Genomic DNA, 20,498 nt, shown 5'->3' on the forward strand with positions numbered 1-20,498 from the left:
CTCTCACGTGGATTCCATAAATCGGGATTGCAGGAGAGCTTACAACTGAACTGCGCAATACTCCTTCCAAGTGTTATCCGCCCCATAATCGGAGCTTTCCCCAACTTGTCCAAACTGCTCTTTTTAAGGTAGAGCAACACTTTCATTTTCTCTGTTTTCATACGCTTTAATATTTGTGGGCAAAGACAGTGCAAGCGAGTTCCATGAGAGCTTGCTCTCAAATGGACGAGTGCAGCCTGTCTTATGCAAAGTTACCCGAATTAAAGCGTTCCTCACTTACGCAGAAAACTGCCGACCAAAGCAACAGCCACACGAGCGAAAATAATTTGGTTACCTATTTCTTCTCCATCGTTACCAACATCAAAACAAGGTAACACTCTGGTAACTGAACTTCTGCCTAAACCTGCATGTTTCTGCCCTTTACAAACAGAGCAACATCATGCTAATTTGTGCATTCCCTCCTCATTATCAGTTAGTTTACATCAACTTCGACATTTCTTCATTTTCTTTGATTAGTTACACACACGAAAGCTTAGCGATTACATTGTAAAAGCTTAGCAATCACATTGTGAAAGCTTGGCGATAACCACGCAAAAGCTTGACTTCTACAATGCGAAAGACAAGCTTTTGGAACGCCTGAACACAGCCGACAAGACATGGAACCGGTGCGAAACAGGGGCCTGCGCACGATTTCCACGCCTCAGCTACGGGCATAAAAAATCCCAACGCTCGTGTCGGGCGTTGGGACCATTATGCTTTTGCGTCTGCGATTACTTGCGCAGGCCGAGTGCCTTGATGATGGCACGATAGCGTTCGATGTCAATTTTGTAGAGATAGTCGAGCAAACGGCGACGCTTACCTACCAACTGAGTCAGCGAACGGGTCGTGACGTTGTCCTTGCGGTTCTTCTTCACGTGCTCTGTCAGGTGGGCGATGCGATAAGTGAACAGCGCAATCTGGCTCTCGGCAGACCCTGTGTCAGTTGTACTCTTGCCATACTGGCCGAAGATTTCTTCCTTTTTAGCTTTGTCTAAATACATTGCTTCAATGTGATTAATGGTTTTTGCATCAATTACATCCTTCGAGCGAGACGCTGTCTCAATCACTACATCGCCGCTCTCGAATGCTTCGGATGTTCCGAAATGCGGGTGCAAAGGTAGTAAAAAATCCGCTTCGGCTATGCAACGGGCCATTTTTTGGCTTCTTTATTTATCCTTTTTTAACTAAGAAGCACGCTTTCCGCGCGCATGCCGTGGGCAAAAAGCCTATGAAATGACAATCGGTGTTGATAATTTTTCGTAATTTTGCACCCACAATTTTAAGGTATAAAGATTTAAAAGATGCAAGACATTAGAAACATTGCGGTGATTGCGCACGTCGACCATGGCAAAACGACACTGGTCGACAAGATGATGCTCGCCGGAAAACTGTTCCGTGACGGCCAGGATAACAGCGGTGAAGTGTTGGACTCCAACGACTTGGAGCGCGAACGCGGTATCACCATCCTCTCCAAGAACGTATCCATCAACTGGAAAGGCGTGAAAATCAACATCCTCGACACGCCGGGGCACTCCGATTTCGGCGGGGAAGTGGAGCGTGTGCTCAACATGGCCGACGGCTGTCTGCTGCTGGTCGACGCCTTCGAAGGCCCCATGCCGCAGACGCGTTTCGTCTTGCAGAAGGCTTTGCAGATTGGTTTGAAGCCCATCGTTGTGGTCAACAAGGTGGACAAACCGAACTGTCGCCCCGAGGAGGTGTATGAAATGGTGTTCGATCTGATGTGCGACTTGAACGCGACGGAAGAGCAACTCGACTTCCCCGTCGTGTATGGTTCGGCCAAAAACGGCTGGATGGCGGAAGACTGGACGGCTCCCAGCGACAACATCGACTATCTGCTCGACGTCATCTTGGACAAGATACCGGCACCCAAGCAGATCGAGGGGACGCCACAGCTGCTGATTACGTCGCTCGACTACAGCAACTACACCGGTCGCATCGCCGTGGGACGCGTTCATCGCGGCACGTTGCGCGACGGACAGAACGTGACCATCAGCCACCGCAATGGTTCGATGGAGAAGACGAAGATAAAGGAACTCCACACCTTCGAGGGAATGGGACACGTGAAGACCGACCACGTGGACTCGGGAGACATCTGTGCCGTCATCGGACTGGAGAAATTCGAGATCGGCGACACCATCTGCGACTTTGAAAACCCCGAGCCACTGCCGCCCATCGCCATCGACGAGCCTACCATGAGCATGCTCTTCACCATCAACGACAGCCCTTTCTTCGGCAAGGAGGGCAAGTTCTGCACCAGCCGGCACATCCAGGAGCGTCTGGACAAGGAACTTGAGAAGAACCTTGCCTTGCGTGTGAAGCCGTTTGAGGACAGCACCGACAAGTGGATTGTCAGCGGTCGCGGCGTGCTCCACCTCTCCGTGCTCATCGAGACCATGCGCCGTGAAGGCTACGAGCTTCAGGTGGGCCAGCCGCAGGTAATCTACAAGCAGATCGACGGCCAGAAGTGTGAGCCTGTCGAAGAGCTTACCATCAACGTGCCGCAGGACTTCTCCAGCAAGATGATCGACATGGTGACACGCCGCAAGGGCGACTTGCTCGGCATGGAAAGCCAGGGCGACCGCGTGAACATCGAGTTCGAGATTCCTTCCCGTGGTATCATCGGCTTGCGCACCAACGTTCTGACAGCGTCACAGGGCGAGGCCATCATGGCTCATCGCTACAAGAACTACCAGCCTTTCAAAGGGGAGATCGACCGGCGCACCAACGGTTCCATGATAGCCATGGAGACCGGTACGGCCTTCGCCTACTCTCTCGACAAGTTGCAAGACCGCGGCAAGTTCTTCATCGACCCGGGCGAGGAGGTTTATGCCGGGCAGGTTGTGGGCGAACATGTCCACGACAACGACCTCGTCATCAACGTGACGAAGGCCAAGCAGCTGACCAACGTGCGCGCAAGCGGCTCCGACGAGAAGGCACGCGTCATCCCAAAGACCGTCATGAGCTTGGAGGAATGTCTCGAATACATCAAGGCCGACGAGCTTGTAGAGGTCACTCCGAAGAATATGCGCATGCGAAAGACTATCCTGGACCATCTGGAGCGCAAGCGTTCCAATAAGGAATAAGCAACAGATTCAGGCTTTTGTCCCCCAAATCAACAAGAAGTGGACTTCCGACAGCCTTTTCCATAGCTGTCGGAAGTCCACTTCTTGTTTGTCATGATTGCATATTGTTCTGACGTTACATGCAGGCGACGGTCAATCCGGCCATCACAATGCTGACCATTGACATGAGTTTGATGAGGATATTGAGGCTCGGCCCTGACGTATCCTTGAAAGGATCGCCCACCGTGTCGCCCACGATGGTGGCCTTATGACAGGCTGAACCCTTGCCGCCGAAGTGTCCTTCTTCCACCATCTTCTTCGCGTTGTCCCACGCGCCGCCGGCATTGGCCATGAAGACGGCTAAGGTAAAGCCGGCAGACAGGCCGCCGACCAAAAGGCCCAAGACGCCTGCCACGCCCAACACGACACCGACAATGATGGGAATGACGATAGCCATGACAGACGGAATAATCATCTCACGCTGCGCGCCTCGGGTGGAAATTTCCACGCAACGGCCATAATCGGGCGTCGCTTTCCCTTCCAAGATTCCTCTGATTTCATGGAACTGGCGGCGCACTTCCTCCACCATGCTCTGGGCGGCGCGGCCCACTGCCCCCATCGTCAGGCCGCAGAAGAGGAAAGCGGCCATGGCACCGATGAAGGCACCGACCAACACTTTCGGGTTCATCAGGTTCACTTGGAAGAAGTTCATAAAGTCGGTTATGCTGGCATTGTCGGGGTTGAAGATCTCCCCCGTCGTGTAAAGGAACTGCTGTCCCTCACTGGCTGCCCGCATCATGGCTATCTTTATCTCTTCAACGTATGAGGCCAGAAGGGCCAAAGCGGTAAGGGCCGCGGAGCCGATGGCAAACCCTTTGCCGGTGGCGGCTGTCGTATTGCCCAGCGCGTCGAGGGCGTCGGTGCGATGGCGGACCTCTTCTCCCAACTCACTCATTTCAGCATTGCCTCCCGCATTGTCGGCAATCGGACCGTAGGCGTCGGTCGCCAGCGTGATACCCAAGGTGGAAAGCATGCCCACCGCGGCGATTCCTATGCCATAAAGGCCACGCGACATGCTGCTCGCGCTCATGCTCAAATCGAATCCATTGGCAAAAAGATAGCTCAACATGATGGCGACACAGATGGTGACGACGGGCACACAGGTCGAAATCATGCCCGTTCCGATACCCTTGATGATGACCGTTGCCGAGCCCGTTTGCGAAGCTTCTGAAATCTTCTGCGTAGGTTTGTAGCTCTGCGAGGTGTAATATTCCGTCGCCTGACCGATGATGACACCGGCACACAGGCCACTGATGACCGAGAAAGAGACGCCCAGCCAGTTGTCAAGTCCCAATAGATAGAGGATGACGAACGTGGCACCGGCAATCAATATGGCAGCGACGTTGGTGCCCAAGCCCAACGAATGGAGCAAATCCCTCATCGTTGCATCTTCCTTTGTCTTCACGAGGAAAATGCCGAAGAGGCTCAAGAAGATACCCACAGCGGCAATAATCATCGGCGCAATGACCACCTTGAGCTGCATATCGCCGTTCATGGCAAAGGCCGTGGCCCCTAGCGCGGCGGTGGAGAGTATGCTTCCGCAGTAGCTTTCATACAGGTCGGCCCCCATGCCAGCCACATCTCCCACGTTGTCCCCCACGTTGTCGGCAATCGTTGCCGGGTTGCGCGGGTCGTCCTCGGGTATGTTTGCCTCCACCTTTCCTACCAGGTCGGCGCCCACATCGGCAGCTTTGGTATAGATACCACCGCCCACACGGGCGAACAACGCTTGTGTGGAAGCGCCCATTCCGAACGTAAGCATAGTGGTGGTGATGGTCACCAAGGCCATATTGTCACCCTGATAGCAATAGTTGAGAATCAGAAACCACAGCGCGATGTCGAGCAGTCCGAGGCCGACTACGACCAATCCCATGACAGCGCCACTGCGGAACGCGATGCGCAAGCCCTTGTTCAGTCCCTCGCGGGCCGCATTCGCCGTGCGGGCAGAGGCATACGTGGCCGTCTTCATGCCGAAGAAGCCGGACAATCCCGAGAAGAATCCACCCGTGAGGAAGGCTACCGGCACCCATGGATTCTGCACATTGAGCACATAGGCCATGATGGCAAAGACGATGGCAAGCACGATGAAGACGTAGAGCACCACCTTATATTGTTGTTTCAGATAGGCCATGGCCCCTTTCCTGACGTGTTCTGCAATTTCAATCATACGTTGCGTACCTTCTTCAGCCTGCATCATCTTGCTGAAAAAATACCATGCCATGCCCAAGGCCACTATCGAGGCGATGGGCACCAGCCAAAATACTGTAGGGATTCCATTCATGATTCGTTAGATTTTTAGTGGTGAATAGATTTGAAATTAGAGTCGTGTTTCAATGTTATAAGTGCAAATGTAAGTAATTTTCATTGTCCATTTGTAATGAAAATGGAAAACTTTCAAAACGAATACCTCAATTGTACGTCGACATCTGCTTGCGAAGAGCCGTCGATTCGCTGCAGACCGGTGGAGATGGAGGCCCGGTCGAAGTAGTCCGTCGTTGTGAAACGGGCGCCCAACCGCAGTCGTCCGAGCTGCCAGTCGGCCAACAGACCATAGCGCAATCCTTGGCCGCTGAAGGAGGGAATGCTCATCATGTAGAGCAGCGTGCGCTCGTAAGTGTAGACCCGACTGTCGTAATTCGACGTGTGAAAGTAGCCGATGTCGGCCGTCACCCTGAAGTTCCGGCCTCGATAACCGGCCTTTTGCTCCAAGAGACAGCCCAGCCCCTTGCGCTTGAAAAGGCTGTAGTTGATACTTGCCTTGGTCGTGACGGTCCATCCGCCGGCGGCATAAGCCAGCATGGCCTGCCCTCGATGTTCCTGCTTGGGAATCAACCGCGTCTTCCCATCGTCGTCGCGTTGCCGCCGACGGTAGCGATAGCGCAGCTGGGCCGACCAACTCCTGCGCTGATAGAGCAGGCCAGCCTGGCAGTCCCAGGCATGCGACGACCCCAACGTCTGGTATTTGGGCCAGGGGAAATAGGCGTAGTCCACGTAGCTCGTAAGCTGCAAATACTTCCTGATGCGCCAGTTGACACCCACATACAGGCCGCTTTCATTCTGCGTGGAGCCGCCCTCGCTGTAGCTCATACTTTGCAAAGCATAGTAGCGGTAGGAGTAGAAACGGTGCAAGGCCGTCAGCGACAGGCTGCCCGAAAAGGCATAGTTGAGCGTGTGGAGCGCAGCCCATGCCTTGCAATTGCCGCGTGCCGTCTCGCCATGCAGCGACAGCTTGCCGTGGTTGTAGCCGTAGTTCAGCCCGACATTCCAGAAGTCGGTGCCTTGTGGCAGCCACATTCTATAGAGCTGGCTGGGCCTGATGGCGCCCAGACTGTCCGTTTTCATGGGCCTAAGCGTCCTGTCCAACTTGTTGTAGACCAGTGTGGCACCCAGCTGAAAGCCGTTTTTCAGGACTCTGAAAAGCAGCCCGCTCGTCAGCATGGAGGTATTGTTCTTGCGGTCCAGCTCCTTGACAGTCCGGTGATAGCCGCCGCTTGCTATATTATATAAGGTGGTGCTGTCGTTGTTGAACGTACCGTCGAGCCGGCGATACGAAAGGAATGGCGTCAGCTGCAGGCCGCTTCGGGGTTGCAGGGTGACGGCCACGCCTTGCAGATAGTTGGCTTCGCTCCTTGAAGAATGCACCGTCACGGCGTTTCCCATGCCACCCAGGTTGGTCAGAAAGGTGGCTTTTCCCAATCCCAGTCCACCGTTGATGACCAGTCCCATGCCCGCCCTCACCTTGTATCGGCCCACGACAAGGTTGTCGACCAGCCCCCGACGGCGCAGCTGAAAATAGAACGAATGGTAGTCATAGCCCAGCCTGTTCCCGCCCTTGAAGAACGGTTCGCCGGCGTCCTGCGCGCCCACGAGCCCCAGCCGCAGCTGGTTTTGCGCGTTCAGGTCATAGCGCAGCCAATGCCGCAACGGGCCGCCTTGGTAGCGGCCGTTGGCAAACCCTTCGCGCCGATAGAGCGGAATGCCGGCCGTGAACACCACTTCCTGCTTGCCATTGCGAAGCAATTGACCTATAGACGGCTTGTGCTGCGGCATGTCGCCCGCATAAACCAGACAGCTCAACAGCATTTTCCGGTCGTAATCCAGCTCCCGCAACAGGTTGAGTTCGGCCAAGGTGCGCATGCCTCGATACTTTCCAAGATATGTCAGCAGCTCGTCTATCTGCCTGTCGTTGAGGAACAGCAGCTGCCGCAGGTCGTCTTCGGTGGCTTCGTTGATGTTGATGGGATGCAGGGCGTACTCGTTCAGCACCTGATGCACTTCCTCCCACGACGCCGCTTCCATGTCGTCGAGCGCGACGACATGCTCCAAATACAGCTCCCAGTCGGCCTTTGGCTGCGCCGGAAGCGGACAGACGGCGAGGAGAAGGAATAGAAATGTAAAAAGAGTTTTCAAGGTATTAGACAGAGAAGGATTAGCGTGGATAGACCAAATTCTCAGGTTTCATCCGATTCAAGACCTCTTCCAGGTATTTCCGAGACTCATACTTGGCCATCGGCAGGTCGTGCAGCAGATAGTTGCCGCAGTCCTTGGGCGCCGCTCCGGGAATCTCTCCGTCGAAATCGGCTACGAAAGCGAAGGTGCGTTGCAGCAGACCGACGATGTCCTCGCTTTCCCAGTCGCCGTGCAGAATCAGGTAGTTGCCCGTCAGACAGCCCATCGGCCCCCAGTAGACGATACGGTCTTTCCATTCCACATCATTGCGCAGGTAGGTCGCGGCCAGGTGTTCTATGGTGTGGATGGCCCCATTGTGCAGCACAGGTTCACGGTTGGGCTCCTTCATTCGGATGTCGAATGTCGTGACAACCTCGTCCCCCACCCTGTCCTTACGGCTCACATAGACGCCTCGGAGCAGCTTCAGGTGGTCGATGGTGAAGGAGGGAATCGGTTTCAGCTCGGCTGCAGCGTCCTGCGGCCGGCTTGTCATGTTATCGTTTGTCATCATCATTACTTTTATCGTTATGCTATTATATGTAATAAGGTGTAGGTCTTTCGTCGAAAGTTCATCGTGTACCTAATCGTTTCAGGTATTCCCGGGTCACGTCGAAGCTCCCTTCGGCCATTTTGTCCCAGAAATCGAAGTACATCTGCGCCTTGTGGTCTTTCAACGGGACGTCGCTGACGATGCGGAAGGATATGAAGTCGACGCCATAGACGTGGCAAGTCTGCGCTATGCTGCAACTCTCCATGTCGACGGCCGTGGCCTCGGGAAAATGTTCCAGGATGGCCCTCATCTTGTCTCGGCTGTCCACGAACCATTCGCCGCTCACGGTCAGCCCGCTGACGATGGTCGGCATGGCCGTCTGTCCCTTTGCCGACATGGCGCCGTCGTTGATTTCCAAGGCCTTGTCGACCAGTTCCCGGGGGGCCGTGAAGCGTTCGGGCATGCCTAATATCTGCCCGTAGGCGCAGTTGTCGCCGCAGTAGGCGTCGTGATAGACGCACTCGCGGGCCACCACCACGTCGCCCACGTTCAGTCGGGTGTCGGCTCCGCCGGCGCAGCCGCTCGATATGATGAGGTCGGGGCGGTGGCGGTCGATCATCTCCACGCAGCCGATGGCGCTGTTCACCTTGCCTATGCCGCATTGCATCAGTATGATTTCATTGCCGAAAGCCTGTCCCGACACGAATGTTTTGTGGTTAAACTCTTCGGTGACGGGCGCTTCGAGCAAACCTTCCAGTTGCCTGAACTCCTTGTCCATGGCCACGATGATTCCAATTTTTCGCATTTCTTTTCGCTTGCTGTGGGCTGTGGCGCGTCGGTCTTTCAGCAGTTGCCACGAAAGGGCATGGGAATGGTTTTCCAACCGCAGCCTTTCCGGCGTGTAAAAGGGCAGCTTTTGCAACACAAAAGGGCAGCTTTTACAATGCGAAAGGGCAGCTTTCAGAAGCCAACCGCCGTCCTTTTGGAAAACGGTCGCGCAGCGTCCCGTTCGAGCGGGCCGAACCGCATGCCGACAAACAGCCTTGTTTGATTGTTCAAAAACAGAAAGCCGACGCTTTCATCTCTCATGCAAAAGTAAGAAAAAGCAACTTAAACGGCGCACAATTCCCCAACTTTAACGCGGCTGCGGCTGACAAATATGGCTGCGGCCGTGCGCTTCCTGGTTTTCATCGGCTTGCCGATGACGAAATAATGGATTGTTTTGCAATGTCAACAAGCCGACGGAGGAGACGAAATGGAAGACGTTCCGGTGACGAGAGGGGCGCCCATGGCCCCACTCATAACAACCAAACGCAGGGGAAAAGCGCGTCCCCACTATGCTGATTCGTCGGCCGAAGACGGAGAAACATCGAAGATCATGCGGGAGTTTGGTGCCTTCATACAGCTTTTCGGTGGGCAAACGGGGGAATAAAGAGCCACCAACATGCTAAAAGAGGGCGGATTAGGTGGATATATGGACGTTTTTTTGTATTTTTGCCTTGTAAACAATTCATAATGAAATGAAAGCTTTGAAGAAGTATCTGATAGACATCGCCGCTGTCGTATTATTTGTTGTAATCTCATTCGCTTATTTCTTTCCGGCCGACATCGACGGCCGCATTCTCTATCGGCACGACTCGTCGGCCGGAAGGGGTGCCGGTATCGAGATGAGCCAGTACACACAGAAGACCGGGGAGGTCACGCGATGGACCAATTCCCTGTTCAGCGGCATGCCAACTTACCAGATGGCCCCCTCCTACAAGAGCGGTTCGGTGCTCAACCAGGCCGAAAAAGCCTATCATCTGTGGCTGCCCGAGAACGTATGGTTCCTCTTTGCCTACCTGCTGGGCTTCTATATCCTGCTTCGGGCTTTCGATTTCAGGAAGTCATTGGCCGTCCTGGGCTCCGTCATCTGGGCTTTCTCCAGCTACTTTCTCATCATCATCGCCGCCGGCCACCTGTGGAAGGTGATGGCGTTGGCCTATCTGCCGCCGATGATGGCGGGCGTGGTGCTGGCGTTCCGGGGCAAACTGATTCCCGGTTTCATCATTACGGCCATCTTCACGGCCTTCGAGGTGAACGCCAACCATGTGCAGATGACCTATTACTACTTGTTCATCATCCTCTTCATGGTCATCGCCTATCTCGTCACGGCCATCCGGGAGAAGACGTTGAAGCAATTCTGGAAGGCGGTCGGGGTGTGTGCCGCCGCCGCCATTCTGGGCATTTGCATCAACCTCTCCAACCTGTATCACACGTGGCAGTATGGCCAGGAGAGCATGCGCGGCAAGAGCGAGCTGGTGAAAAAGAACGCGACCGTGCAGACAAACAGCGGCCTGGACCGCGATTATATCACGCAATGGAGTTATGGTATTGACGAGACATGGACGCTGCTGGTGCCCAACACCAAGGGCGGAGCGTCCGTTCCGTTGGCCGCCAACCGCAAGGCGATGGAGAAGGCCGACCCCAACTTCATGCAAATCTATCAGCAACTGGGACAATATTGGGGCGACCAACCAGGCACGAGCGGCCCCGTCTATGTGGGCGCCTTCGTGCTGATGCTCTTCATCCTGGGCCTGTTCGTCGTCAAAGGCCCGATGAAGTGGGCGCTGCTGGCCGCCACCATCCTGTCGATACTGCTCTCCTGGGGGCGCAACTTCATGCCGTTCACCGACTTCTTCCTCGACTATGTGCCCATGTACAGCAAGTTCCGCACCGTTGCTTCCATTCTGGTCATCGCCGAGTTCACCATCCCGCTGCTGGCCGTCATGGCCCTGAAAGAAGTCATTGAAAACCCCGACGTGCTGCAACGGAAGATGAAATATGTCTATATCAGCTTCGCCTTGACGGCCGGCATAGCCTTGCTGTTCGCCCTCATGCCCGGCGTCTTCTTCTCAAATTTCATCTCCGTGCAGGAGCAGGAAGCCTTCAAGAGCATTCCGAGTGAATATCTCGCGCCCCTGACGGCCAACCTGAACAGCATTCGCGAGGGCATTTTCACGGCCGACTGCTGGCGTTCGTTCTGGATCATCGTGCTGGGTACGGCCCTGATTTTCCTCTACAAGTACCGGAAACTGCGCGCCGACTATGTCATCGGCTTGATAACCGTGCTGTGCTTCATCGACATGTGGCAGGTGGACAAGCGCTATCTCAACGACGAAATGTTTGTGGAGAAGAGCGTGCGCGAGACGCCCAAGCAGATGACAGCCACCGACCGCCAGATATTGCAGGACAAGAGCCTCGACTATCGGGTGCTCAACCTGGCTTCCAACACGTTCAACGAAAACGAGACGAGCTATTTCCACAAGAGCATTGGCGGCTATCACGCGGCCAAGCTGCGCCGCTATCAGGAGATGATAGAGGCCTACATCCATCCGGAAATGCAGAAGCTGATGGCCGCGGTGCAACAGGCCGACGGCGATATGACGAAGGTCAACGGCGACAGTATCTTCCCCGTGCTGAACATGCTCAATGCCAAATACTTCATTCTGCCCTTGCAGGGCGGACAGACCGTGCCGTTGCAGAATCCATACGTCTATGGCAACGGCTGGTTCGTCGACCGCCTCGACTATGTGGACAGTGCCAATCAGGAGCTGAACAGCGTCGGCAAGCTCGACTTGCGCCACCATGCCGTGGCCGACAGGAAGTTTGAAAAGCAGTTGGGCAAGGCCGTGGCCGAAAACGAGACGGCCCTGGTGGAGCTTACGGCTTATGAACCCAACAAGCTCACCTACCAAGTGAAATCCGACAAGGGCGGCGTCGTGGTCTTCTCCGAGGTCTACTATCCGGGCTGGCAGGCCACCGTGGACGGAAAGTCCGTCGAACTGGGCCGGGTGAACTACATCCTTCGGGCCATCAACGTGCAGCCGGGAAGCCATCAGGTGGTGCTCAGCTTTTATCCCAAGAGTGTCGACCGCACCGAAACCGTGGCCTATGTGGCCTACGCCATCCTGCTCGTGATGATCGGTCTCGCGGTTTATTTTGAAACGCTCAAGAAGAAAACGGCATGAAGAAGCTCCTTTCCCTTCCCCCCAACTTGGTGGAATGCTTCCACGACATCACGGGGTATGACCGCGAAGATTGGTTCTGTACGCACGATCCGGCGAATCGGAAGTTAGGTTCGGGAGGCGGTTCCGTGTGGCTGGCAGACCGCTATCTGGCCGAGCGCGAGAGGCTACGGAAGTCAAACGGCGAAGCGGACGGAGCGACTTATCTGCCCTCCGACGAACGCTACCTGCTGTTGCATGCCGGTGGTCAGAGCCGACGGCTGCCGTCGTATGCGCCGGCCGGCAAAATACTGACGCCCATTCCCGTGTTCCGCTGGGCTCGGGGACAGCGCCTGTCGCAAGACCTGCTGTCGTTGCAGATACCACTCTACGAGAAGATTCTCAATGCGGCGCCCCGCCGTCTGAACGTGATGATTGCCAGCGGCGACGTCTATATACGGGCCACGCAGCCTTTGCAACCCATCCCCGACGACGCAGACATCGTATGCTACGGCCTCTGGCTGGGCCCGGAGACTGCCCGGAACCATGGCGTCTTCGTGTCGCCGCGCGAACGTCCCGCGGAATTGGAACGCATGTTGCAGAAACCCACGGTCGAAACCTTGGGCAACCTGCTGAAAGACCATTATTACCTGACCGACATCGGCGTATGGTTGTTGAGCGACAAGGCCATGACGGCATTGGCCCAAAAGTCGAAAACGCCGTCGGGCGAGTATCGGGAATACGACCTCTACGGAACTTTCGGCTGCGCGCTGGGCAGCCGTCCGTCGCTGCCCGACCCGGAACTGGCCGACTTGAAGGTGGCGGTTCTGCCGCTGCCGGGGGGCGAGTTCCACCATTTCGGCACGAGTCGCGAACTGCTCTCCTCGACGTTGGCCATTCAGAATCTTGTGAACGACCAACGCGAAATCATGCACCATTCGCGCAAACCCCATCCTTCCATCTTTGTACAGAACGCCGTCATGGAGGTGGCCGTCACCGCCGACAACCGCAATCTGTGGATAGAGAACAGTTTCGTAGGCCGCCACTGGACGCTGACGAGCGAGAACATCATCACCGGCGTGCCCGAAAACGACTGGACATTGGACTTGGAACCCTGCCAGTGCGTGGACATCGTGCCGCTGGGCGAGGCGGCTTGGGTGGTGCGTCCCTATGGCTATTATGACACATTCGCGGGCCCGTTGCAACAGCAGAAGCTGTTCCCCGTAGTCCGTTCGATGGCCGACATGAGCGAGGTGTTGCAGTACATGTTGAAGCAAAACCTTTCCGAGCATGCCCGCCAGCTATATGAAGAAGCCGAAAAGCTGAGCGCGGAGGACATATCGGCACAGGCCGACCTGCGCCGACTGGAAGCACAGCGCAGGCATTTCCGCGCCCAGGCCTGGCCACTGCTGGCAAGCAACCATGAGCACAGCGTGTTCTATCAGCTTGATTTGGAAGACGCCGCGCAGGAGTTCGCCCAGTTCCAGGTGCCCATGCCCGAACGTCTGCCCGCGGCGGCACCCTTGATGACGCGCATTCACGACGCGATGTTCCGAGGAGAGGCCGACCTTGCCTTCGGCCTGTTGCGTGAAGGGCTGACCCGCAGAGCGTTGGAAGTGAAGCAAACGCCCCACATGAACGTGTATGCCGACCAGATTGTATGGGGAAGAAGCCCCGTGCGTATCGACTTGGCAGGTGGCTGGACCGACACGCCGCCCTACTGTCTGATGGAAGGAGGCCATGTCGTCAATCTCGCAATCGAACTGAATGGGCAGCCACCGTTGCAGACATACGTGAAACCTTGCCGCGAACGGAAAATCATTCTGCGCAGCATCGACCTGGGATCGGCCGAAGAAATCACCACCTATGCACAGCTGGCAGACTTCAAGAAAGTGGGCAGTCCGTTCTCCATCCCCAAGGCTGCACTGGTATTGGCAGGCTTCCAACCCGGTTTCTCTTCGATGGACTATCCCGACCTTGCCGCTCAATTGGAGGATTTCGGCTGCGGTATCGAGTTGACCATGCTCTCGGCGATACCTGCCGGCAGCGGTTTGGGCACGAGTTCCATCCTTGCCGCCACGGTGCTGGGTGCCCTCAACGACTTCTGCGGCTTGTCGTGGGACAAGAACGAGATAGGCCATCGCACGCTCGTGCTGGAGCAACTGCTCACGACGGGTGGTGGATGGCAGGATCAGTTTGGCGGTTTGTTGCCGGGAATCAAGTTGCTGCAGACCGGCAAAGGATTCCTGCAAGAGCCTTTGGTGAAGTATCTGCCGGCGGAAATGTTCACCGGTCAGGAGCATGCCCCTTGTCACTTGCTTTATTATACAGGCATCACTCGTACCGCCAAGGACATCTTGAGCCAGATAGTCCGCAGGATGTTTCTCAACCAGCATGAGCAGTTGGAACTGCTGGCAGACATGAAGCAGCATGCGCTCGACATGTATGACGCCATCCTGCGTCAAGACTTTGCATTGATGGGACGGCTTGTCCGCAAGTCATGGCAGCTCAACCAACGGTTGGACAGCGGCACGAATCCAATGTCGGTCAACCGCTTGACAGCCCTGATCGACGACCTTTGCCTGGGCTACAAACTGCCCGGGGCGGGCGGCGGCGGCTATCTCTACATGGTGGCGAAGAGTCCCGACGCCGCCGCACGCATCAAACAGATTCTGCAGGCCGACCGAGGCAACCCCAATGCACGTTTTGTGGATTTGCAGTTGAGCCGGACAGGACTTCAGGTCAGCCGCTCTTAGCATGTAACCAATCACATTTTCCCGTGGAGTTTAGAACGATCGTAGACATTCCTGCATCTTCCTGGAAGATAAAGCCCGCCCATCGACTGCTGTTCGTGGGCAGTTGCTTTGCCGGAAACATAGGCCTGCGCTTTTCGGAAGAGCATTTCCGGGCGCAAATCAACCCCTTCGGCGTGATGTATAATCCCATCAGTGTGAAGCACACCATCGACCGATTGGCGGCGGACGACGCGCAGCAGCCGTTTGACGTGGTGTTCATGACGCTTGGAACAAACCACGTCTATGTGCTCAACGCGACGGGAGAGATTGTAGACAACTGCGACAAGCGGCCGCAACGGCTCTTCACGGAGCGGGAATTGACGGTCGAGGAGTGCGTGGAGGCATTGCGGTCGGCTGTAGACGGCCTGCTGTTGCGCAATGCCGACGTGCAGATCGTGATGACGGTCAGCCCCATCCGCTATCGCAAATACGGCTATCATGAAAGCCAATTGAGCAAAGCGACGCTACTGCTTGCGGTCGACAGGTTGTGCAAGCTCCCTATATATAATAAGGTGGTGAACTATTTTCCCGCTTATGAACTTGTATGCGACGAGTTGCGCGACTACCGTTTCTACGAAATGGACATGCTCCATCCGTCCGCCCAGGCTGTGGAATATATCTGGGAACGCTTTTCCACCGCTTATTTTGATGACGAGACGAATGCTTTCATGGCCGAATGGAAACCGATAAAGGAAGCGTTGGCCCACAAGCCCTTCCATCCCGACTCCGAGGAATATCGCCGATTCCGCGCCGAAACGGAAGCGAGATTGAAAGCGTTTGAGGCAAAGTATGCCGATAGAAGATGACTTGAAAAGAAAAAGACTTGCACGATTGCCGTTTGGAAACCATGCAAGTCTTTTTCATCATTGGTGGAAGTCTGTCTTAAATCGCCCTCTCTACATTATCATGTTGACCAGATAGAGCACGACAGGTATCGTGACGGCGGCTATTCCGATGACGTCGATATAGACACCGGTCTTGATCATCTTCGTAATGGGGATGTAGCCGCTGGCATAGACAATGGCGTTGGGCGGCGTAGAGACGGGCAGCATGAAGCCCAAAGAGGCGGAAAGCGCCACGCCGACGGCCACGGGAATCGGACTGTAGCCGGCCGAGATGGCCGCGCCGATGGCCAAAGGACCGATCATATTGGTGGCCGCCGTGTGGGATGTGAGTTCCGACAACAGCAATGCCATGACGCAGAATACCGCCACAAGAACCAATTCGGAAGGCTCACCGCCCATCATGGCGATGATTCGGTCGCCTATCCAGGCCGACAATCCTGTGCTGTACATCATGCCTCCCATGGCCAGGCCGCCGCCGAAGAGCAGCAGCGTGCCCCACTCGACACCGGCAACGGCGTCCTTCCATCGCAGTGTCATCCAGCCTTTCTTCAGGTTAACGGGCAGAAAGAACAGCAGCAAGGCACCCACCATGGCCACGACTGCCTCGGGAAAGAGCTTGTTGTAGCCTTTCAGAATGCTGCTTTCCGTGCCGAAAATGATACTGAGAAAGCCCGGGGTAATCCACAATATGACGGCAACGACAAAGGCTATGAGCGTGTTCTTCTGCGCTTGTGTCCAGTGTCCCAGTTCTTTGATCTTCCGCCCGATAAAGGCTTGCGCCCCCTCGATGTGCTCCACGTCGGCAGGAAACATCTTTGCCAGAACGACATAAGCGATGACAAAGTAGAAAATCATGGCGACAAAGCCCCAAACCATCCATTGGAAGAACGATACATGCACGTTGCACATCTCATTCAAGAAGCCGAGCATAATAATATTAGGTGGCGTTCCGATCGGTGTCAAGACGCCACCAATGGAGCAGGCGTAAGCCGTCATCAGCATGAGGCCCGTCGCGTATTTGTAAGTCTTGAGGTTTATCTCTTTGCCATTGGCCTCCATCATCTCCCGAATGGCCTCCAGTAGGCCGAGCGCGATGGGGAACATCATGGCGGCCGTGGCCGTATTGCTGATCCATCCGGAGCAAAGCATGCAGGCCAAGCCTATGGCCAGGAATATCCTACGCGGACTGTCGCCCACCCATTTCATGGAAATGATACCATAGGCAATGCGCTTGTCGAGCCCATGAACCATCATGGCCTTGGCAATCATGAAGCCGCCCATGAACAGAAAGATCATCGGATTGGCAAAAGCGGCGAAAGCTTCTTTCATCTTGACAACGCCGAATACGACACAGAGGGTAGGTCCGAGCAACGAAGTCACGGGAATGGGGATGGGCTCGGTAATCCACCAAAGGGCAACAAGGGTCATGATGGCCAGCAACTTGTGGGCTTCGGGCGTGAGACCGCCGATGGGTGTAATCCAAACCAATAACGCGCAGATGGGTCCGAAGACGGCACCGGCATAGCGACGGTTGCGATCAAACTTCGAATCGGGGTTGATAGCAGTCTGCTCCTCTTCGGGAGAGATCTTCTTTACGTGGATGTTGTTCATAGGCTTTATTGTTTAATCATCATGGTCGCGTTCGATTGGACAAATATAGTGAATAATCAAATTCGTTATATCAAAAAAGTAACATAAAATTGATGGATGGTTGTTTTTTGTTGCATTTTTGCCGAAAAAACATTAAAAAACAGCCCTTCGAGGACAACCTCTTCGAAAAAATAGTATATTTGCGACATGTTATATTAGAGTTACCAACCTTATTAAATCAAGCATTATGACTAAGATTACCTTGTTGATTATCGTGGCTGTCGTCGTATTTCTGGCCATTGCCATCGTAAATTACGCCTATCAAAAACGCATCAGCTTCCATCCCGACGAACTGAAGAAGAAGATTGACGCCATCTTCCATGAGCAAAATGCCATTGAAATCTCCAGAACGACCTTCCTGGTAAGCCTAAAAAACAAATACGGTTGCTCCTACAAGAAGGCGCTCTACTTGCTGGGCAAGGCCCGAGAAGCAGGGTTCGTCCACGCGGAAGGAAAGAATGTACGCCGCATCGAAGGTTGAATCGCATTTTTATAGTATTTCTTTGGTCGTTTCTTTAGGTTGGCGTATCTTTGCACGCGACAGGCCGGACTCTGCGACTTGTGAACGATTTCCGTCGCGCCGGTCCGCCATTCCTGCTTAAGATATTAACGGTATTGAACGATGACATATACTATTGAAAAGATTACCACGCTCATCGGTGCGCGTCGTTTTGGACATAGAGACGCCAACATAGCCTTTTTGCTGACGGACAGCCGCTCTCTGTGTTTCCCTGAAGAGACTTTGTTTTTCGCATTGAAGTCGGAACGCAATGACGGACATTATTATATAGCCGACCTTTATCGGCGCGGAGTGAGGAACTTTGTCGTAGAACAAGTTCCTCTTTCTTATGAAGTGGATTACCCGGAGGCCAATTTCCTGAAAGTGATCGGCACCCGCAAGGCCTTGCAACGCTTGGCCGAACGTCATCGCGATGAGTATAACATCCCGATTGTAGGTATCACGGGCAGCAACGGAAAGACCGTTGTGAAGGAATGGCTCTATCAGTTGATTTCCCCGGACAAGGTCGTTGTCAGGAGCCCACGGAGCTACAATTCTCAAATAGGCGTACCCTTGAGCGTCTGGCTTTTGCAGGAAGACACACAGGTAGGCCTCTTCGAGGCGGGAATCAGCCGCCCGGGTGAGATGTTGGCGTTGCAGGAAATCATCCAGCCGACAATCGGCGTGCTGACAAACCTGGGCAACGCGCATCAGGAAAACTTTGCCACGGTGGAAGAAAAGTGCAGGGAGAAACTGCGATTGTTCCACGAAGCCGGTGTCATCGTGTATTGCATGGACGACGAGCTGGCCGCCCGGTGCGTCTCTGAGGCGGCTTTCAAGGGCGAATTGCTGGCATGGTCGTGCAAGAATGCCAATGCCCCGATGTATGTACAGACGCATACGGAGGGCTTGACGACGGAAATCGACTATACATTCAAGGGCCAACTTCAAGGCCGTTACGCCATTCCATTCATAGATTCGGCCTCGGTGGAGGACAGCATTGTGGCCGCAACAACAGCCTTGCAATTGGGAATCACACCCGACGCGCTGGCCGAACGCATGGCAAAATTGGAACCGGTTGCCATGCGGTTGGAAGTGAAAGAAGGGCAACATGGCTGCACCTTGATCAACGACAGTTACAATTCGGACATCAAGTCGCTTGACATTGCGCTGGACTTCATGAACCGCCGCCCCGACCATAAGGGTCGCCGCCGCACATTGATATTGAGCGACATCTACCAAAGCGGGCAGTCGGCAGCGAGCTTGTATGGCGAAGTGAGCAAGCTGGCGGTCGAACGAGGCGTTGAAAAGTTCATCGGTATCGGGACGGAGCTGTCCTCCCATGCCGAGTTGATAAAGATAGGAGAAAAGTTTTTCTTCAAAACGGTAGAGCGTTTCCTGCAAAGTGAGGTGTTCAACTCTTTGCGTGACGAAGTCATTTTGATAAAGGGGGCGCGCCGGTTCGGCTTCGACCGAATCACGGAAAACCTGGTTCGCAAGGTGCACGAGACCGTTTTGGAAGTGAATCTCAACGCGGTGGTCGACAACTTGAACCATTATCGCGACATGATGAAGCCGGGAACGAAACTCGTTTGCATGATCAAGGCCGACGCGTATGGTGCCGGCAGTGTGGAAATCGCCAAGACCCTGCAAGACCATCAGGTGGATTATCTGGCTGTGGCCGTGGCCGACGAGGGCGTGACGTTGCGCAAGAACGGCATAACGAGCAACATCATGATCATGAATCCAGAGATGTCGGCCTTCAAAACGATGTTCGATTACGACCTGGAACCCGAGGTGTACAGCTTCCGATTGCTCGATGCGTTGGTGAAAGCTGCCGAAAAGGAGGGGATTACGGATTATCCCGTACACATCAAGCTCGACACGGGCATGCACCGACTGGGCTTCGCCCCCGAACACGACATGGACGAACTGATTCAAAAGTTGAAACGTCAGAACGCCATCATCCCGCGTTCGGTGTTCAGCCACTTTGTGGGCAGCGACGATGACGGTTTCGACACTTTCTCCAAACTGCAGTTTGAACTTTTCGACAAGGGCAGCCGACAACTCCAACAGGCTTTCAGACACAAGATACTGCGCCACATCGACAACTCCGCAGGCATAGAACATTTTCCCGAACGTCAGTTGGACATGTGCCGTTTGGGCCTCGGCCTCTATGGAATCGACCCACGCAACAACCAGACAATCCATACGATTTCAACCCTGAAGACCACCATCTTGCAGTTGCGACACGTGCCGGCAGGCGACAGCATAGGCTACAGTCGCCGCACGATATTGGACAAAGACAGTCTGATTGCGGCCATCCCCATCGGTTATGCCGACGGTCTGAACCGCAGATTGGGCAACCGCAAGGGCTATTGCCTGGTCAACGGCAAGCGGGCGCAGTATGTCGGCAACATCTGCATGGACGTCTGCATGATCGATGTGACCGGAATCGACTGCAAGGAAGGCGACATGGTCGAAATCTTCGGGCCGGAACAGCCCGTCACCGTCCTGAGCGATTGGCTGGAAACGATACCCTACGAAGTGATGACGGGCATAAACAATCGCGTCAGACGGGTGTACTACCAGGACTGACAAG

General features: G+C 54.8%; 13 protein-coding genes. 6 read left to right on the forward strand and 7 right to left on the reverse strand.

Annotated features, from left to right (window positions below; genetic code table 11):
* Both K334_RS14535 and rpsO read right to left on the reverse strand, forming a co-directional pair.
* Window positions 1–161, reverse strand: a 161-nt coding sequence (locus K334_RS14535) for an Arm DNA-binding domain-containing protein (protein ID WP_081658090.1), incomplete at its 3' end; no start/stop codon positions are given.
* 609 nt (window positions 162–770) lie between these two features.
* Window positions 771–1,040 (reverse strand): 30S ribosomal protein S15, encoded by a 270-nt coding sequence (gene rpsO, locus K334_RS0110930; RefSeq protein ID WP_025881413.1) that lies wholly within the window; start codon window positions 1,038–1,040, stop codon window positions 771–773.
* A gap of 300 nt (window positions 1,041–1,340) precedes the next feature.
* Between rpsO and typA the strand changes: the two genes are divergently transcribed.
* The gene (gene typA / locus K334_RS0110935) at window positions 1,341–3,143 is read left to right on the forward strand and encodes a translational GTPase TypA (protein ID WP_027444960.1); all 1,803 of its coding nucleotides are present in this window, start codon (window positions 1,341–1,343) and stop codon (window positions 3,141–3,143) included.
* A 115-nt stretch (window positions 3,144–3,258) separates the two neighbouring features.
* Here typA and K334_RS0110940 read toward each other — a convergent pair whose 3' ends face one another.
* The 4 genes from K334_RS0110940 to K334_RS0110955 form a co-directional block, all read right to left on the reverse strand.
* The gene (locus K334_RS0110940; RefSeq protein ID WP_025881414.1) at window positions 3,259–5,463 is read right to left on the reverse strand and encodes a sodium-translocating pyrophosphatase; all 2,205 of its coding nucleotides are present in this window, start codon (window positions 5,461–5,463) and stop codon (window positions 3,259–3,261) included.
* 113 nt (window positions 5,464–5,576) lie between these two features.
* Complete coding sequence (locus tag K334_RS0110945; RefSeq protein ID WP_025881415.1) at window positions 5,577–7,592, reverse strand: hypothetical protein; 2,016 nt, start codon at window positions 7,590–7,592, stop codon at window positions 5,577–5,579.
* A 19-nt stretch (window positions 7,593–7,611) separates the two neighbouring features.
* A complete protein-coding gene (locus K334_RS0110950) occupies window positions 7,612–8,091 on the reverse strand; it encodes an S-ribosylhomocysteine lyase (RefSeq protein WP_025881416.1) in 480 nt (159 codons plus the stop codon).
* Between the two features lie 109 nt (window positions 8,092–8,200).
* Entirely contained in the window at window positions 8,201–8,926 is a 726-nt protein-coding gene (locus K334_RS0110955; RefSeq protein WP_025881417.1) for a 5'-methylthioadenosine/adenosylhomocysteine nucleosidase, read from the reverse strand.
* A gap of 715 nt (window positions 8,927–9,641) precedes the next feature.
* Between K334_RS0110955 and K334_RS0110970 the strand changes: the two genes are divergently transcribed.
* The 3 genes from K334_RS0110970 to K334_RS0110980 are packed head-to-tail and all read left to right on the forward strand — an operon-like array spanning window position 9,642 to window position 15,708.
* Window positions 9,642–12,131: a YfhO family protein gene (locus K334_RS0110970; protein WP_027444961.1), complete on the forward strand. Its 2,490-nt coding sequence runs from the start codon at window positions 9,642–9,644 to the stop codon at window positions 12,129–12,131.
* Window positions 12,128–14,863 (forward strand): bifunctional fucokinase/fucose-1-phosphate guanylyltransferase, encoded by a 2,736-nt coding sequence (locus tag K334_RS0110975; RefSeq protein ID WP_025881418.1) that lies wholly within the window; start codon window positions 12,128–12,130, stop codon window positions 14,861–14,863. Before K334_RS0110970 ends, K334_RS0110975 begins: the two co-directional genes overlap by 4 nt.
* Window positions 14,864–14,886: 23 nt before the next feature.
* Complete coding sequence (locus K334_RS0110980; protein ID WP_025881419.1) at window positions 14,887–15,708, forward strand: GSCFA domain-containing protein; 822 nt, start codon at window positions 14,887–14,889, stop codon at window positions 15,706–15,708.
* Between the two features lie 90 nt (window positions 15,709–15,798).
* On the opposite strand, the gene K334_RS0110985 is transcribed toward K334_RS0110980, so the two are convergent.
* Window positions 15,799–17,358 (reverse strand): SLC13 family permease, encoded by a 1,560-nt coding sequence (locus K334_RS0110985; protein ID WP_027444962.1) that lies wholly within the window; start codon window positions 17,356–17,358, stop codon window positions 15,799–15,801.
* Window positions 17,359–17,584: 226 nt separating this feature from the next.
* On the opposite strand from K334_RS0110985, the gene K334_RS0110990 reads away from it, so the two are divergent.
* Together K334_RS0110990 and K334_RS0110995 are read left to right on the forward strand one after the other, a co-directional pair.
* Window positions 17,585–17,878: a hypothetical protein gene (locus tag K334_RS0110990; RefSeq protein WP_021589067.1), complete on the forward strand. Its 294-nt coding sequence runs from the start codon at window positions 17,585–17,587 to the stop codon at window positions 17,876–17,878.
* Window positions 17,879–18,019: 141 nt separating this feature from the next.
* Window positions 18,020–20,494 (forward strand): bifunctional UDP-N-acetylmuramoyl-tripeptide:D-alanyl-D-alanine ligase/alanine racemase, encoded by a 2,475-nt coding sequence (locus tag K334_RS0110995; protein WP_027444964.1) that lies wholly within the window; start codon window positions 18,020–18,022, stop codon window positions 20,492–20,494.
* Window positions 20,495–20,498: the final 4 nt, after the last annotated feature.

Origin of the sequence: Segatella baroniae DSM 16972 = JCM 13447, assembly GCF_000426585.1 — a bacterium.
Taxonomy (GTDB): domain Bacteria; phylum Bacteroidota; class Bacteroidia; order Bacteroidales; family Bacteroidaceae; genus Prevotella; species Prevotella baroniae.